The sequence below is a fragment of the Paenibacillus sp. FSL R5-0766 genome (genome assembly GCF_037971845.1).
In the GTDB taxonomy this organism is placed as follows: Bacteria; Bacillota; Bacilli; order Paenibacillales; family Paenibacillaceae; genus Paenibacillus.
On the sequence record NZ_CP150227.1, the window covers coordinates 5,132,097 to 5,147,648 of the forward strand.

Consider the following 15,552-nt stretch of genomic DNA (forward strand, 5'->3'; position numbering starts at 1 on the left):
ATTCATGCGTACTCACACTAATTAACTTTGACTAGGCTCCATTGCTGATTGGCTCCGCCATTGTCGGCCCACTGAATCGTGGAGGCACCTGCGGTCAAAGAACCCTGATTGATGTCAACCGTCAGGCCACTGTTTCGATTCGCAAGTACCACATATCCTCCCACATCAATTGGCAGCCATTGCTGATTGTTGCCCCCGTTATCCTGCCATTGAATCAGAGCGGCTCCGCCTTGTGTGGAACCCGAATTCACATCCAGCAAAAGCCCACTGCCCACATTGCGGATGTTGTAATATCCGTTACCTGCGGACTCCAGCTTCCACTGCTGGTTGGCTGCTCCATTATCATTCCACTGAATGATTGTTGCCCCACCCGTAGAAGAAGCACCGTTAACATCGAGTGCAAGTCCACTATTGCGGTTGATTAATTTGTAGATGGCCCCGGATTCATATCCTGTACCGCCATTGTAAGTTGCACCGGAAATGACGTAGGTTGTGACCGAATTGGCCTTGGCCGTAGCGGTAAAGGTTTTGTTTTGCACCGAAATATTGGTCAGTTGCTGCAACTTCTCCGTTGAAGAGGTCCGATATACTTGAGCAGACGTGCCTGTGTTCGTAAAACGACTGAGATCATAGGTTACCGTTGTATCCGTCGATTCCGAATTGGTTGTAACCAGTACTACTTTGCCGGAAGCTGCATCATAGGCTGCAAGGGTATTGGCATCACTCATGCCGATAATCTTGTACCCAGGACGAATAAATTTGCTGTAATTGCCCATGACATAATATTTTTGGTTCACGGTGTAACTGGTCGTTTGTGTATTGTTCAACACGTTCTTGAAAAATCCCCATCCTTCTGCACTATCGACGGCTTGCCAATACACCCATCCACTTGCGCCCATATTGCGAATATCCTTGAGGATAGTCCGTGACATCGTAAGACCGCTTGCATCCCCATCTCCATATTCCGAGGTCCACAGATGTTTGCCCGCAGACGTCGCTGTGTTACGCAAAGCAGTACGATTGCTGCCGCCATACGTATGGGTGTTAATCTGAGTGATCGCTGATTTAACCGCATTGCTGTAGCTGTTGAACGACACATTGGTATCATCGATACTGTATTCTTCTGGTGCGCTCAGCTTTGTGGACAGGCCCTTTGCATTCAACGAAGCTTGTACCTGACTCAGAATGGTGTTCTGATCCGCCCGGTCAAAGTGCATGCCCTCCTGGTCATTGCCCTGCTTCCACCACGTCGAGATCGGTTCATTTAGCGGAGTTACACTATCAAATGTGATCCCCCAGTTATCCCGAAAATGCTTCACAACCTCGGTTAAGTAATCAGCAAAATCATCGTAGTAATCGGGCTTGAGGTTGTTCCCACCATTGGCCGAACCGGACACATTACCACTGATCGTCATCCAGTATGGTGCGGAATTCGCAAAGGCTTCGATAACATTCACACCTTGCGCTTTGGCAGCTTGCAGCATATATCGTTGGTTTGCATCTGCATTCCAGTCATACACGCCGGGAGAAGGCTGGTAACCAGGAACGGCTTTGCGATATTCGAGGATATTGGATGATGGATTATCTCCGCCTCCAATGTTGTACCGCAGGATGTTCAGTCCCAGTCCGGTATTTGCATTGAACATTTTCTCCACATACTCATCCCGATTGGAATATTCTCCAACCACTTTGCCCCACCACGCGAGGGATGTTCCCCAGCCTTCCATCGTCTGATATTGTTTCGATGGATCGGCAACAGCCGTGTAGGCTCCTGCAGCAGATACCTCTGTACCAAGTCCCAAACTGCCTGTTAGCAGACTTCCTGCCAGCAGCAGCGAGCTCATTCGTTTTAACCACTTCATCCGCTTCACTCCTTATCATTTTACACTTGCACTCCGATGTCAGAACAACTTTCCGATCGCTGTTATCCCCAGATTTTTTTAATTATTCTCTAAAAGGGGAAAATCCGGGGATAGCATATGCTTCCGATGCAGCTTTCTTTCAGAAAGCTTTTAGGCGCACGCTTCGCTTCTTCAAGTTATTTCTGACCTCTCCGTTATCGTGTAAATGTATAGTTTAACTTAGAAAATAAACACCTATTATTGTGCAACCTCTCTGAAGGTCGCGTCTGACTTATCTAGTGCAGTAACGACAGCTTCCAATTTCAGCACATTATTGTAATGTCTCAGATACAGGTTCGGGTTACTAAACGATGCATACGATGTCCAGCTGGCATTAGCAAGTCCATTTACACGTTTGAATGTGGCGTCATTTCGGAATGTAGCGCTGCCGTCATTTTTCACAAGTGTAATGTTGCCATTATTATTGCGCAGGAAATAACCCGGATAATTCATAGACTCAAACGAAATGCCTGTTGCATTTGACAGCCCGGGAACGATACGGAATTGTGCATCTTCCGCCGGACTGACATTGGCATCAATCCGTGCCTGATAGTTGTAGTGACGAATGAAACTGCCAGGTACATTGAATGACTCCAGCTTGCGGATATCACCCAGTTGTCCGGATTCTTTCAATACAGTCATATGCCGAACGAGTCCGGTAAGACCTGCAATCTCTTGTTTGGCACCCCAAGTCTGGAAGTTGTCAGCAGAGTCGCTGTAATAATATTTTTGTGTTGCATAGCCGTCAAAGTAGATTCGCCATGAACCATTATCCAGCTGAACAAGCGCCGGGCCTTCCACCCAAGAACCCCAACCTGCCCAATCCCCTGTACCTTTAAAGGTATAAGGACCCGTTAGCGAAGTGGATGTCGCATATTCAATGTATTTGGTGGTCTCGTTCTTGGTAAAAGCATGATAGGTTGAGCCTGTCTTCACGATAAAAGTGTCGATATAATTGGGAGCAATGCCTGCCAGTTCAGTAGGTGCAGACCATGAGGTAGATGTTAGATTACTACCTGAAGCTGTGAGTACATAAGGTTTGAAATTCTGATAGTTTCCTGGTGAGAGGGACACGATAATGTTCAGACTGCCGTTGCTGTCTTTAAACCATTCTGGTGCCCAGGTGTGTGCGATTGTGGTCGGTGTGGATAATGTAATGTTACGGACAAATGTCCAGTTTACCTTATCCGGGCTGGAGGCAATGCCGATGGTGTTACCCGACCAGTTCGTGGTGTAAACAACGTAATATAGACCATCTGTGTGCTTCATGATGCTGGGATCGCGGATCAGATCGGCCGGAGGTGTATAGGCTGGCCCTTTCAGCAAACTATAGTGGGTCGCATTATACGATTCATAGATATACATATTGGACTCACTTGTGTTCGTAAAGGCGGATATCGTATAAACACTTGTCGCTGCTCTGGCTGTATTGGGGAATAACATCGTTAATAGAAGCAATGTTCCGAGCAGCAGAATCATTCCGGCCTTGAAACCGCTGGACTTTTCTACTCCTATTCCTATCCCCTCTTCCGTCTTCGTCAACATTGGGTCATCTCCTTATCCATGATTAAATGGAATAATTAATTAGACTTAACATACCCTATGGCAGAATACACGTTATCTTGGAGTCAACCTCTATAGACACACCTTACGACTACCTGTTCAAATTCCAATTACATGAAGCATCACTCCCTTCACAGATCATGGATGAACACTCTTTATATATGTAAACGTTTACAAATAATCGTGCCACAAATGTTCCCTCTGCTTATTGCACAAACCTGATTACCACAGTTCCCCATCCCCTTAGCCGAACTCACTCCCAAGACCGAATCCCAAGATTCACAAACCCAGGTCAATCTGGCTAAGAAAATGAGGGGGTAAAACTGCGGTAAAAATAAACTTTTGCGTTATGTGTTGCTATTTTCTAGTCCTGGTCCATTACAATAAATGGCTGCTTCAAACTCGAACGATCTCGTTCCAGTCATCGCTCCCTTGCATCTCTAAATCAATAAGACAGCTAAAGATCAATACATGAGCTACTTCACCACAACCCATGGATAACGGGATGGCCCATCTAAAAGAAAACGTACACGTTCTGGTGTTTTACCTTCTTCATCGAACAAAAGTAATTCATTCTCTTCCTGTAGCCAGGCTACAGGGATCTTGTAATCCTCTTGCGGACCAATCTGCCAGTAACGACCCAGATGATGTCCGTTCAAGTGGATGGTTCCTTTGCTCATCCCAGTCAGGCGAAGCATCAAGTTCACCTTATGATGCTCGGAAAGGGTAGGCTTGGTGAAACGCCAGCGGTACCAAACGGGCTGACCGTACGAGTCTTGTGCTCGGAGGGTACCAGATGTAGAGTGAGCCTTCTCGCTCACCATAACACTTGAGATCCCATCGTCCGAGGTAACGGTCACCAGATTGGCAGTACAATTGCCACCTGAGGCGATACCAGGCTGTCCTGCACGCTGGATTGATCCCTGTCCAGGATGGAGCGCTTCCTGTTCTACCTCGTATCTCTCCCATTGTTGGGGAAGCAATGCATCCGTCCCTGCCATACGCCAATCCTTCAGTTCGCCCTGACTTGGATACGTGATCAGTTCCAGTCGATTCAGTAATGAACGGCTATACGGCATTTCCAGTGTATTCGTCTCTCCGGGCTTGATATACAGAGATATGTCTAACGTCTGGAAGGCAAACCAATCCTGATATCCCTCCATCGGAACTTCGATGCCATTGATACAAAGACCTTTGCTCAAGGCACCCACAAGAATCGCGCGATCCATGCCATCCAGCTTAAAGCTCCTGCTGATACGTGGCGCCCCATGTATAGCGTTCACCTCATCGAGATGCACAAGTCCACTCTCCATACGCCAATCCCGACGAATATCCTGAACCTTGCCATCCAGATACACAGCACCAGCCAGACCTTTGCTCTCACCCAAATACGGGGAGAAGTTCAATCTGCCCATATGCTGCACCAGAATCTGAAGTGTATTCTTCCCTTTGGCCACCTGCAACTGCACTCCAGCGGCACCTACCTGACGCACTAATGCCTGCTGAACACCATTAACGATGATTCTGGCGGTATCCTGGATATCCGACAGAATGAGACTCGTAATTCCTTCGGTTGGACTTTCGAAATCGCATTCGTACAATAGATAACCAAAATCTTGTCCATACCGGGAGAAGTCTTCCGGTTGTCCACTCGCCGAGCGTTGCTTCGCAGTTAACGTAATACGTGACAGCTCAGGAGAATCAGATAACGTCGGTGCACTCGGCGATGTCCATGGAAGCTGCTGCTGTATACCTGCAATAGACTCCTCGCTGGCATAGAACTCGTGACCTGTGAACGTCCGTTCTCCATCGGCCCAGTCACCAAGCTGCGTAATTGTCCGATCCGGATCAGTGATCATGCCTTTGACCTCGCCGGATGGCAATACGTCTACATCATCGAAGCCTATTGCATAACGAAGTCCCTTCTGTTCTGTTGCTTCCAATCGCCATGTTCGATTCGTCGTTTCTTGATCTAGAATCATGAAACGGATCGGTGTGCCGTTTGCTTCCAGTTGGATTGTTCCCGGTTCTTGGAAATGAAACAGATCGAAGCGGTATACGTTCCTTGCTGAATCATGCTCGACCAGCACTTGCACTGTACTGCCCGTGACATTCAATACGCCGGCTTCCAGTTCAACAACAGAACGCTGTCCCGCAGCGGCCACGATGAACAGGGTTAATTCTCCGTTTATCATTTCATTGCCCGTAATCATCGTACCCGCAGTCAGGTATACGTGTTCAGCAATCTGTACTCGATCCAGCAACGGAACAATCTGTCCTGGATTCACCGATACGGGAAGAGTACGGCCTTCCTCCAGCGTAATGTGCATCGTCTCCCGTTCATCCTTGTGACTCTCCAGGAACCAAATCTTCTGGTTGTCAGCCTGTCTGCCTCGCACAGATATGCCTTCAGGATGACGTACAACAATCTGTTCTTCTGGAATTTCCTCTGTTTCCATCAGAAGGGCCCCGAAAGCATGGACGAAATAGGACAAATTCTTGGTTATTGCATACTTCGGTGTCACCCGTCCATATTCGTTCAGGGGTGCATCATAGTCATAGGACGTAATCATGAAAATATCACTGCTACCCATCGTTCTGCCGCCATATCCACCAAAGTTCGTGCCACCATAGAACATGTAGTGACTGATTCCGGTATACCCGGCACGCAGAATCTCCATGATACGTCTCTCCAGCAAAGGCGCTGTCTTCTGAATGGCTGAAGGTCCTCCCCAATTCTCAAACCATCCGGTCCAGAATTCCGTGACCATCTTCGGGGTGTCCGGCTGTTTGGCTCGGAGTTTCTCATAATGCCCGTCAGCACCTGACCAGAAATTAGCCCCTTCAATTGTGCCTTCCGCCCCGCCAACGCAAGTGATCAGCGTAGCGTCAATGCCACGTTGCAACAATCCATCCCTCAGCCTATTCATATGGTCACTTGCAGCAGCGTCATCCATCAAATACCCGTACTCATTCTCCACCTGCACGAGAATGACCGTACCCCCGGCAGACAGCTGGCGTTTCCGAATGATCGGCACAAGCTGGTCAAAATACAAATTCACATAGTGCAGATACGTCTCATTGTTTTCCCGGAATTTCACGCCGTCCTTCGTACCAAGCCAGTATGGAAAACCGCCAAAATCCCATTCTGCACAGATAAACGGACCCGGACGCGCGATGACCCACATGCCCAGTTCCGCGCACAAATCCAGAAATGCTCCGCAATCGTTGTCCCCTTCAAAGGACCACTGTCCTTCTTCCGGTTCATGCACATTCCACGCAAAGTAGGTGTCGATGCAGTTCATACCTGCCAGCTTCGCCTTCAGCAGAACCTCACGCCATTCTTCCTTCGGCATACGGAAATAATGGATCGTGGCACTGTTCAGAAATACACGCTCTCCGTTTAGGAAAAAGCTGCGTGCATCGTATGTTAATTCAGATTGAACACCGTTCTCAGCCCTGGCGATGTTCTTCTCCTGTTCCTGCAGCAAAAGGGATGCTTTCTCTGTCAAAGTAATCCCCTCCTTCTCTGTATTTTATATAAATTGAACTAACGATTATTTACACTGTACACTCCGATGACAGAACAACCTTCCGATCGCTGTTATCCCCAGATTTTTTGAATTCCCTTTTCTCAAAGGGAAAATCCGGGGATAAAGGCGAACGCTCCGCTTCTTCAGGTCCTTTCTGTCCTCTCCGTTTGGTGTAAATGTTTAGTTCAATTTATATAGGTTCATATGTCCTGTAATCTTTTAAAAATATGAGTTCAACTAATGAATGTTTACACTGGCACTCCGATGACAGAATAACCTTTCAATCGCTGTTATCCCCAGATTTTTTGATTCCCTTTTCTCAAAGGGAAAATCCGGGGATAGCGTATGCTTTCGATGTAGCTTTCTTGCAGAAAGCTTGTAGGCGCACGCTCCGCTTTTTCAGGTTTTTTCTGTCCTCTCCGTTTTCTGTGTAAATCTGTAGTTGAACTTATATTCCTTAATCATCAGTTCCCTGCACCGTCACGCCTTCCAGTACAACCGTTGTGATGGAGTTGTCGGCCGTAGGCACTTCCAGTCCGTTGGCATACACCGGGATGTCTTCAAGCTGTTCCATGTTCCGATCCGGTGAAGTCTGATACACCTGAGCGTTGGATGATTTTCCGTACGCATACCCTTCCAGTTCAAACGCCGTTGTACCCGCTGACAATTCATTACGAATCACCAGCACCAGTCTCTGACGTTCCGCGTCATAGGCAGCCAGTGTGCGTCCACCATCCGTGGGAATAATTGTCGCACCGGGACGAATGAACTTCGTGAACTGGGCCATGCCATAATACTGTTTGGTCATCTCGTACTGCTCTTCTCCATTAAAGTTGGCGTGAATGAAGCCCCAATTGTTATTGGCCCCTTCATCTTCAACGGCCTGCCAGTATACCCAGGCGGATGGCTGCATGATTTTCAGATCAAACATGATCCGCTCTGCCAGCTCCTGAACTGAGGTCATATCCTCATGACTGTGCGGCTCGCTGCCGCCGGTTCCGTACTCGGACATCCACAGCTTCTTGCCATGGCGTTCTGCCAATGTGCGCAGCTCTTCCATTTTGCTACCATTATAGGAGTGGGTATTGATCTGCTGGATCACGTCCAGCGTGTCCTGATCATAGAGGTTGAAATTAAACACCGTCTCATCAATGCTGTTATCGTCCGCGGCACTAATGACGGTTCCATCCAGTCCTTTGCTCTTCAACGTTGCAGCAACTTTCTTGATAATCTCGGCCTGCTTCTCATTGGTAAAATGACTGCCTTCCTGCATATTGCCCTTCTTCCACCAGTCGGAGGAAGGTTCATTGAGCGGATTCAGTGTGCGGAAGGTGATCCCCCACTCGTCCCGATAATGCTTCACAACTTCGGTCAGATAATCTGCAAATGCATCATACTGGTCGTCACGCAGATTATTGCTGCCATCCACGGCTCCGGTAACCGATCCACTGATCGTCATCCAGTAAGGTGGTGAATTGGAGAATGCTTCAGCAATGTTCACGCCACGCTCCATCGAGCCTTGTAATACAGCCCGCTGACCTGCATCAGCATCCCAGTCCCACTCTCCAGGTTCAGGCTGGAAGCCAGGTACATCCCCGCCGGGACGAAGGGCTTTCATCTCCGGATTTTCCTCACCGCCAATATTGTAACGAACGATGTTCAGACCTAATCCTTTCTCCGGGTCAAAGACCAGATCCATCACTTCACTAACCTTCGCCTGATCCTTCCATCCGCCAAGATCGTTGGCCCACCAGGCAAGTGACGTACCCCAACCTTCAAAATGATCATAGGATTGGTCCAGCTTCAGACGTACTGGTTCCCCTTGGAACTCAAGTGTTTTGGATGATTCATTGGCAAAATGATTGATAACAATTCCTCCTCCTGCCAGCAGCGCAATCAGAGCGACACCCATGAGGATATAACTCCGTTTGCCTCTGCTGCGTTGTTCTTTATGCGCCATGGGCTATACAATCCTTTCTCCATGTACGTTGATTACTTCATTGACCTTGAACATCAGGTTCAGTATATACATCCACTACAGACACCTCGGTTACTTGATTCCGCTGCTTCCACCGCTAATGTTGGCTTCATAGACATAACGCTGTCCGAACAGATATACCAGCACCATCGGAATGGTGAGGAACAGGGAAGCAATCATCACAAGGTTCCATGGCGGCATCTGCCCACCACCTACCGTTGTCAACAGCTGCACTCCGAGTGCCAGCGGCATTTTCTCCGGATCATTGATATAGATGAGCGGTCCCATGAAGTTGCCCCAGTTATAGGAGAATGAGAAGATCGCAATGGCCGCAAGTATCGGATAAGTCAGTGGCATGATGATCTTCCAGTAGATTCCCGGGTGTCCCATACCATCGATCATGGCGGCTTCATCCAGTGATTTTGGAATACTCATGACAAACTGCCGAATCAGGAATACGTTGAACGCTCCGGCGAAGAAACTCGGTACGATCAGCGGGTAAAATGTATTAATCCAGTCCAAGTGACGGAAGATGATGAACTGCGGTACCATCGTCACCTCACCCGGAATCATCATCGTACTGAGCAACACAATAAACAGGAAACGGCTGCCTTTTGCTTTGATTCGGGCAAAGCCGTAGGATACGATCGAAGCTGATAATACCGATCCGACAATCGTAAAGACCGTAATGATGACCGAGTTTTTGAGATACGTGCCAAGATTGTTATTCGTGAAGATGGTATAAAAGTTCGACCATTGGAACTCCATTGGTACGAAGGTAAAAGCTGATTTGACGGTTGTTGTGTCACTTGCCAGTGCAATAGAGATCATGTACAGGAAAGGCGAAGCAAGCAGCACCCCGACCAGAATCAGAAAAATATAGGATATCGTCTTCTCCACAGTCGATGGATTACTCATTGGCTTTTCCCTCCTCGTAGTGCACCCATAGCGCCGATGAACGGAATACAACAAGTGTCAACGCCATGATGATGATGAATAGTACCCAGGCAATCGCCGATGCATATCCCATTTTGTAGAATTGGAATGCATTCTGGAATAGGTAGGGAACAACCATCTGACTTGAATTGTCAGGTCCCCCGGCAGTAACGATGAATACCTGCGCGAAGGTCTGGAGCGCTCCAATCATGCCAGTCACGAGATTGAAGAAAATGACGGGAGTCAACATTGGGAATGTAATATGGAAGAACGATTGTGTACTTTTCGCCCCATCGATGGCAGCGGCCTCGTACAGTTCCTGTGGAATGCCTTTCATCCCTGCAAGCAGCAATACCACGCCACCACCCACACCCCATAAGGACATGAGAATCAATGCAGGCTTAACCCAGTTGGGATCAAGAAGCCAGGCAGGACCCTGAATACCGAAGATCGCAAGTGCCTGGTTGATCAAACCTTCAGTTGGCGCAAGCAAGTGGATGAAGAGCAATGAACTCGCAACCACCGGAACAACGGAAGGCAGGTAGAACAGAATACGGAAGAAGGTGATCCCTTTGATTTTTTTGTTGAGGTAATATGCAATCCAGAGCGAGATCGACATGCCCAGCGGAATGGATATTAGCGCATAGAAGAATGTATTGCCGACGGATTTCCAGAAGATCGGATCATCGGTCAGTAGCGTTTTGTAGTTGTCGATACCGATGAATTCAGGGGACTGGAACAGATCCCAATTCGTGAAGCTCATATAGATGGAAAACAGGATCGGACCCAGGGTCAGCCCCAGAAACCCGATCAGCCAAGGCGAGATGAAGATGTAGAACCATTTCCCGTCCTTTTTTCTCACGTTAAGCCCTCCCATGACGCAGAGAGCAGATGAAACCCGCATTCACGCCGATTCCACCTGTCCTGCTGTCGCTGCTATTTGTGCATGTTCAGAAAAATCCTCTATTTGTAGAGTCTTTCCAGTCCACTCTGAATTTCGGTTACGGTATCATCAAGCGAGGCTTTGTTATTGAAGTACACACCCAGCTTATCGTTAATGAGTTTCATCATTTCGTTCCATTGTGGATTGAACGGTTCTGCATAGATCGTCGATTCACTGAACGCAGCCATGTTGATTTTTTTGCCGCCGTATTCAGCATTCAGGAATTCATCACTGGACAAACCTGCTTTGGTTGCAGGAGCATCCTGACCAGCTTTGATCATTGGCAGCTGTGCTTCCGGTGTGGTCAGTGCTTCGATGACTTTGAAAGCTTCTTCCTTGTGTTTGGAAGCGTTGGTAATCGTTAACCCGTTAAAGAATGCGTTCGTTTCGCCCCATACCGGAGAGATATCCCAATTAATGCCTTCCACCTTGGCAAGTGAACCGATGTTCCAGAACCCTGTCGTTTCCATAGCGATCTTGCCTTGAGCGAACAACGGATCGGCTCCGATATTCCCCATGTCGGCAATCTCGGTTGGCGTTGGTCCCGCACCGTGTGTGAAGGTCAGGTCATTCATGAATTGTAATGCTTTCCGCACAGGCTCTGTATTGAAGGTTGGTTTACCACTCTCATCGAACAATGAGCCACCGTTCTGGTAGATCAGCTGCATCCATTGCGGCCACCAGCTACCTGGGTAGTAACCCCATTGAACCGTTTTGCCATTCTCCTTCACCGTCAGCTTCTGCGCTGCCGCCATCAGATCGTCCTGCGTCCAATCTTTGGTTGGGTATTCCACCCCAGCCTTGTCAAACAGATCTTTGTTATAAAAGAGAACCATCGCACCTGCTCGATCCGGCAAACCAAATTGTTTGCCATCATACTTCATCAGGTTTGCGATATCATCGGAATAACGCTCGGACATGTTCACATTGTTCGCCTGAATCATGTCATCCAGCGGTATAATCTGATTCTTGGAGGCGTAAGCCTGATAGTTCTCGGCAATCATCATGATGTCCGGTGCCGTTCCTCCGGCGATCATGGTCTGTACCTTCTGGTCATAATCTCCTGCAACCACGTTCAGCTTCACGTTAATATCGGGATACGTTTGCTTCACAATGTCGAGTCGTTCCTGATAAATTTTCTTCTCATCCTCTGAGCCCCAGATCGTCATGCTCAAATCAACCTTGCCACCGGACTCGCCGGAAGAACCGTTTTTACTCCCGCTGCTACAGGCTGTCAGACCCATTACCATGACCAGCATCAATAACGAAATGACCTTTAAACTTCTTCTCATACGTTACGCCCCCTTGAACTAATGAATGGATGACTACACTGAAACCCGTTTCATGAAATGGGTTTCATTAAGCTGAAACATAAAACCCGTTCCACTTTATGAAAGGGGTTTCATTTACGCACTCATTATATTTCACCCTTCGAGGAAATGTCAACGCTTTCTTTTCCAATTACAGGCCCTTTATCTTGCAGTAGGTCCTGTACTTTGACGCACAATCAGCTCCGGTTGCAGAATGATCTGCTTCTTCGGTTTGCCTTGGTTAATCAGCTCATGCAGCACATCCACAGCCTGTTTGCCAAGCTGATACGTATTCTGGGATACGGTTGTCAGTTCCGGTATAACGGCACTGGCGAGCGGTGTATCATCGAATCCCACAATGGATATATCCTTCGGAATCGAGAGCCCATGCTCAATCGTTGACTTGATCGCACCAATCGCTGTGTTGTCATTAACGCAGATGACTGCGGTGGGTGGATTGTCACGATCCAGCAGTTTGGACATCTCCCGTTTGCCATCGTCGATGGAGAAGCTGCCGAGCAATTGCCGTTCTTTCGGTATTTCGAGCCCATGCTCCCGAAGTTTCTTCTGCACAGCTCTGACCTTGACCATGGTGGTGGACAACTCTTTCAGACCGCCAACAAAGGCGATATCCCGATGCCCCAATTCAAGCAAATGCTCAGCTGCAAGGGCTGCCCCTGCCCCCTCATCCGTGTATACCCGGTGGAACCCGCCTTTGGCAATATTGCCATTGACCAGTACAATTGGCATACGCTTGCCCATATCAATCAATTCCTGAGCCATGTCATCCGGACAGACTTGCATGTTAATTCGCCCGCCGAGGAAAATAATCCCGTCTACCCGCTTCTCTCGCAGGATGGACAAATATTCAGATTCCCTGTTGTAGTCACCTGCGGTATTGCACAGAAAGAAGGTATACCCCAATCCGCGAGCCTCATTCTCCGCTCCCCAGAACACTTCCGGGAAGAAGGGATTCGTAATGTCCGGCAGGATGATGGCGATGGTACCCGTCTCTTTCTTGATCAGACTGCGCGCCTGCGCATTGGGCTGAAACTGGTGTTTTTCAATGATGGACATAATCTTCTCTCGGGTGCTTGCACGCACAGGTGCCGTATCATTCAGTACCCGGGAGACCGTCGCTACAGATACATTTGCTTCTTTGGCGATGTCGTATATGGTGATCGGTGTCATAGCGGAACCTTCCTTTTTCTCTAATTTTCCCTATTTTCCCTGCTTATCATACCAGATAAGGAATGGCGATGAAATGGGTTTCAGTGTCGGGCGAATGATTTCACACTGAACCCATAGAAGTTCCGGGTATGACATTCATACGTGAATGGTTCGTTGCATTACGCATTAGCGTCCATATTTTTACAGTACATGTATGCTTTTCTTTATTTCACCTTCTAATCTGCGTTTATGGTCCATATATTAAAATGTAAGCGAATTCAATGGAGATTAGAGGAGTGTGAACGACGTCATGATCATTCAAGTCAGTCCGCTGGCAGAAGCAAGACTTACTGAAAAGCTGGGAGATCGACCAGGCTATTTCAAATTGTTTTATGATACCGATGGATGCGGTTGTGACGGAATTGCGGTACTTCTGATCTTAAACGAACCGGATAGCGATGATGTTACCGTAGAAGCGGGGTCGCTTCCCTTTGTAATCAACAAACAGCAGCAGATTTACTTTGAACCCTCTCTGCGTCTGCAATCCGAGCACAGTTTCCCTTCATTCCGACTGAGTAGCGATTCCATGATCTATGGCAGTAATGTCAAAGTCCATGATTTACGAGATACCGCAGACGTAGCCCCTCAGCCCACTGGATGGTTTGTACGATAAACGTTGAATTAGCACTATAATCAAAACCTCCCAATCCCAGATGCTCCGTGGGACGGGAGGTTTTTTATCAATTTTATTGAGTTTATTAGGCACTATTTTTGTGAACATTTCATTTGAGTTAACGTTTGCTGTCAGTTCAATTTTGCTGAAATTACTTCACAACAATTTCAATTGGGTTCATGGTCATAGAGATATCCGCGGTCATATCCACAATGAGATTTTGTTTCCCTTTTTTGGTTACTATAAACTCATCTTCAACCTCAACCACTTGACCTAACTTAAACTCAGTTACATATCCCACATCCGCATAATTACGCTGCTCGTTACTACCGGAGAAGGAAAAACGAATGATAGGTTTTCCATGGGTTACTTCAACAGGTTTAATACCTGTATATTTTAATGTTCCTTTTACTTTCAATGTCTCACCCGTACTTAAAACTGTTGGTGTTGTGACTTCGAGAATAAAATCAGTTGCTACTACACGTTCAGTAACATTATCCTCATTTTTATCGGTTGATGAACACCCAGCTATTGTCATGGATACCGCTAATACCAACATTAAGATGCTATTACTCATTTTAATAATTTCGTATCACCTCTCTCATACTCTAACGAATGATGTATAGAAAGGGTTGCTCAATTTGTTCCTTGGTTTCCCTGAACTATCATTTACTGTTAGTTCAATCATGTATCACACGAATTCAATTAACTTCTTATCTATTTCTGCGATATCACCAATCTCCGATGTACCATCCCAAAGGATAATTGAAGAAGCTTCATCGTTTTCAACAAAATCATCAAGTTGGCACAATTCACCCATGAACAGAGCTCCATACTCCGTCCGTTCGGGTCCATGAAAACTTGGCTGGAGTCTAAACTTCATTAGCCCTTTGAATTCAGCCGTATCCATATTTTGATTGGTTTCCTCAAACAATTCTCTAATTACACATTGTTCCGCATTCTCTCCAGCTTCAATAATACCACCTGGAAGTTCCCAGTTGTTTCTCCACTTATTATGCATGAATAGATATTTTCCTTGGCACTTCACCACAATTAGAGCATGTGTTAGTGGAGCATCCAGTGTGCTTGTAATGACCTTATCGTATTCGATACGAATAAATTCCAAAAAAATGTTACCTTTTGAATCTGTCACGATTGCCATTTTTACTCCTCCATTTCTTTTGTAAAAAAAATAAAAAAACGCGCTAGACCTTAGTCCTGCGCGTTCATATCTCACAGGATGGGGAGCGCGAATAGCGTTAACCCACCCCAAATTTTTTAGGAATGGATTAACGCTTTTCATGATGGTGAGATTGTTTTAATTCTTGAATTAACATCTGTCATTCTCCTAATCATCAATATATGGAAATGATACCCACCTTAGCACTTTAGAGTCAAGTATATAATTTTGCTGATTTACCAATAACGTAACCTTCCCGTTAGTTCATTCCCACTCTTTCCAAAAGGTCCATCCTCCATCTCTTAGCGAGAAAAGTGATTTACACTGCTTACATCTTAAAATTGAACCAGAAGGATATTTTGGAT

The 15,552-nt window shown here is 46.9% G+C and carries 11 protein-coding genes; 1 reads left to right on the forward strand and 10 read right to left on the reverse strand.

The genetic code is table 11. The features are described from left to right. Positions 1-17: 17 nt before the first annotated feature. The 8 genes from MKY66_RS22200 to MKY66_RS22235 all read right to left on the reverse strand — a co-directional run bounded on the left by MKY66_RS22200 (position 18) and on the right by MKY66_RS22235 (position 13,355). The gene (locus tag MKY66_RS22200) at positions 18-1,862 is read right to left on the reverse strand and encodes an RICIN domain-containing protein (protein WP_076216413.1); all 1,845 of its coding nucleotides are present in this window, start codon (positions 1,860-1,862) and stop codon (positions 18-20) included. Between the two features lie 237 nt (positions 1,863-2,099). After that, positions 2,100-3,446 (reverse strand): glycoside hydrolase family 43 protein, encoded by a 1,347-nt coding sequence (locus tag MKY66_RS22205; protein ID WP_076216411.1) that lies wholly within the window; start codon positions 3,444-3,446, stop codon positions 2,100-2,102. Positions 3,447-3,940: 494 nt separating this feature from the next. Continuing rightward, on the reverse strand, positions 3,941-6,976 hold the full coding sequence (locus tag MKY66_RS22210; protein ID WP_076216409.1) for a beta-galactosidase: 3,036 nt from the start codon (positions 6,974-6,976) through the stop codon (positions 3,941-3,943). Between the two features lie 478 nt (positions 6,977-7,454). After that, positions 7,455-8,957, reverse strand: coding sequence for a glycoside hydrolase (locus MKY66_RS22215; RefSeq protein ID WP_083657373.1), 1,503 nt, complete (start codon positions 8,955-8,957; stop codon positions 7,455-7,457). 90 nt (positions 8,958-9,047) lie between these two features. Next, positions 9,048-9,893: a carbohydrate ABC transporter permease gene (locus tag MKY66_RS22220; RefSeq protein ID WP_076216407.1), complete on the reverse strand. Its 846-nt coding sequence runs from the start codon at positions 9,891-9,893 to the stop codon at positions 9,048-9,050. After that, positions 9,886-10,773 (reverse strand): sugar ABC transporter permease, encoded by an 888-nt coding sequence (locus MKY66_RS22225; protein WP_036668619.1) that lies wholly within the window; start codon positions 10,771-10,773, stop codon positions 9,886-9,888. Before MKY66_RS22225 ends, MKY66_RS22220 begins: the two co-directional genes overlap by 8 nt. Positions 10,774-10,874: 101 nt before the next feature. Continuing rightward, the gene (locus tag MKY66_RS22230) at positions 10,875-12,146 is read right to left on the reverse strand and encodes a sugar ABC transporter substrate-binding protein (protein ID WP_076216405.1); all 1,272 of its coding nucleotides are present in this window, start codon (positions 12,144-12,146) and stop codon (positions 10,875-10,877) included. 180 nt (positions 12,147-12,326) lie between these two features. Then, a complete protein-coding gene (locus tag MKY66_RS22235) occupies positions 12,327-13,355 on the reverse strand; it encodes a LacI family DNA-binding transcriptional regulator (protein WP_076216403.1) in 1,029 nt (342 codons plus the stop codon). A gap of 289 nt (positions 13,356-13,644) precedes the next feature. Here MKY66_RS22235 and MKY66_RS22240 point away from each other — a divergent pair, with 289 nt between their 5' ends. Further along, entirely contained in the window at positions 13,645-14,007 is a 363-nt protein-coding gene (locus MKY66_RS22240; RefSeq protein WP_017687018.1) for an iron-sulfur cluster biosynthesis family protein, read from the forward strand. A 151-nt stretch (positions 14,008-14,158) separates the two neighbouring features. On the opposite strand, the gene MKY66_RS22245 is transcribed toward MKY66_RS22240, so the two are convergent. Together MKY66_RS22245 and MKY66_RS22250 are read right to left on the reverse strand one after the other, a co-directional pair. Further along, complete coding sequence (locus MKY66_RS22245; protein ID WP_339805958.1) at positions 14,159-14,584, reverse strand: hypothetical protein; 426 nt, start codon at positions 14,582-14,584, stop codon at positions 14,159-14,161. A gap of 114 nt (positions 14,585-14,698) precedes the next feature. Continuing rightward, positions 14,699-15,310, reverse strand: coding sequence for an NUDIX hydrolase (locus tag MKY66_RS22250; protein ID WP_083657372.1), 612 nt, complete (start codon positions 15,308-15,310; stop codon positions 14,699-14,701). Positions 15,311-15,552 lie beyond the last annotated feature (242 nt).

Excerpts from the sequence above, each read along its gene's own strand:
- MKY66_RS22200 (WP_076216413.1), bottom strand. The coding sequence starts at position 1,862 with ATGAAGTGGTTAAAACGAATGAGCTCGCTGCTGCTGGCAGGAAGTCTG.
- MKY66_RS22205 (WP_076216411.1), bottom strand. The coding sequence starts at position 3,446 with ATGTTGACGAAGACGGAAGAGGGGATAGGAATAGGAGTAGAAAAGTCC.
- MKY66_RS22215 (WP_083657373.1), bottom strand. The coding sequence starts at position 8,957 with ATGGCGCATAAAGAACAACGCAGCAGAGGCAAACGGAGTTATATCCTC.
- MKY66_RS22220 (WP_076216407.1), bottom strand. The coding sequence starts at position 9,893 with ATGAGTAATCCATCGACTGTGGAGAAGACGATATCCTATATTTTTCTG.
- MKY66_RS22230 (WP_076216405.1), bottom strand. The coding sequence starts at position 12,146 with ATGAGAAGAAGTTTAAAGGTCATTTCGTTATTGATGCTGGTCATGGTA.
- MKY66_RS22235 (WP_076216403.1), bottom strand. The coding sequence starts at position 13,355 with ATGACACCGATCACCATATACGACATCGCCAAAGAAGCAAATGTATCT.
- MKY66_RS22240 (WP_017687018.1), top strand. The coding sequence starts at position 13,645 with ATGATCATTCAAGTCAGTCCGCTGGCAGAAGCAAGACTTACTGAAAAG.
- MKY66_RS22245 (WP_339805958.1), bottom strand. The coding sequence starts at position 14,584 with ATGAGTAATAGCATCTTAATGTTGGTATTAGCGGTATCCATGACAATA.
- MKY66_RS22250 (WP_083657372.1), bottom strand. The coding sequence starts at position 15,310 with ATGAAAAGCGTTAATCCATTCCTAAAAAATTTGGGGTGGGTTAACGCT.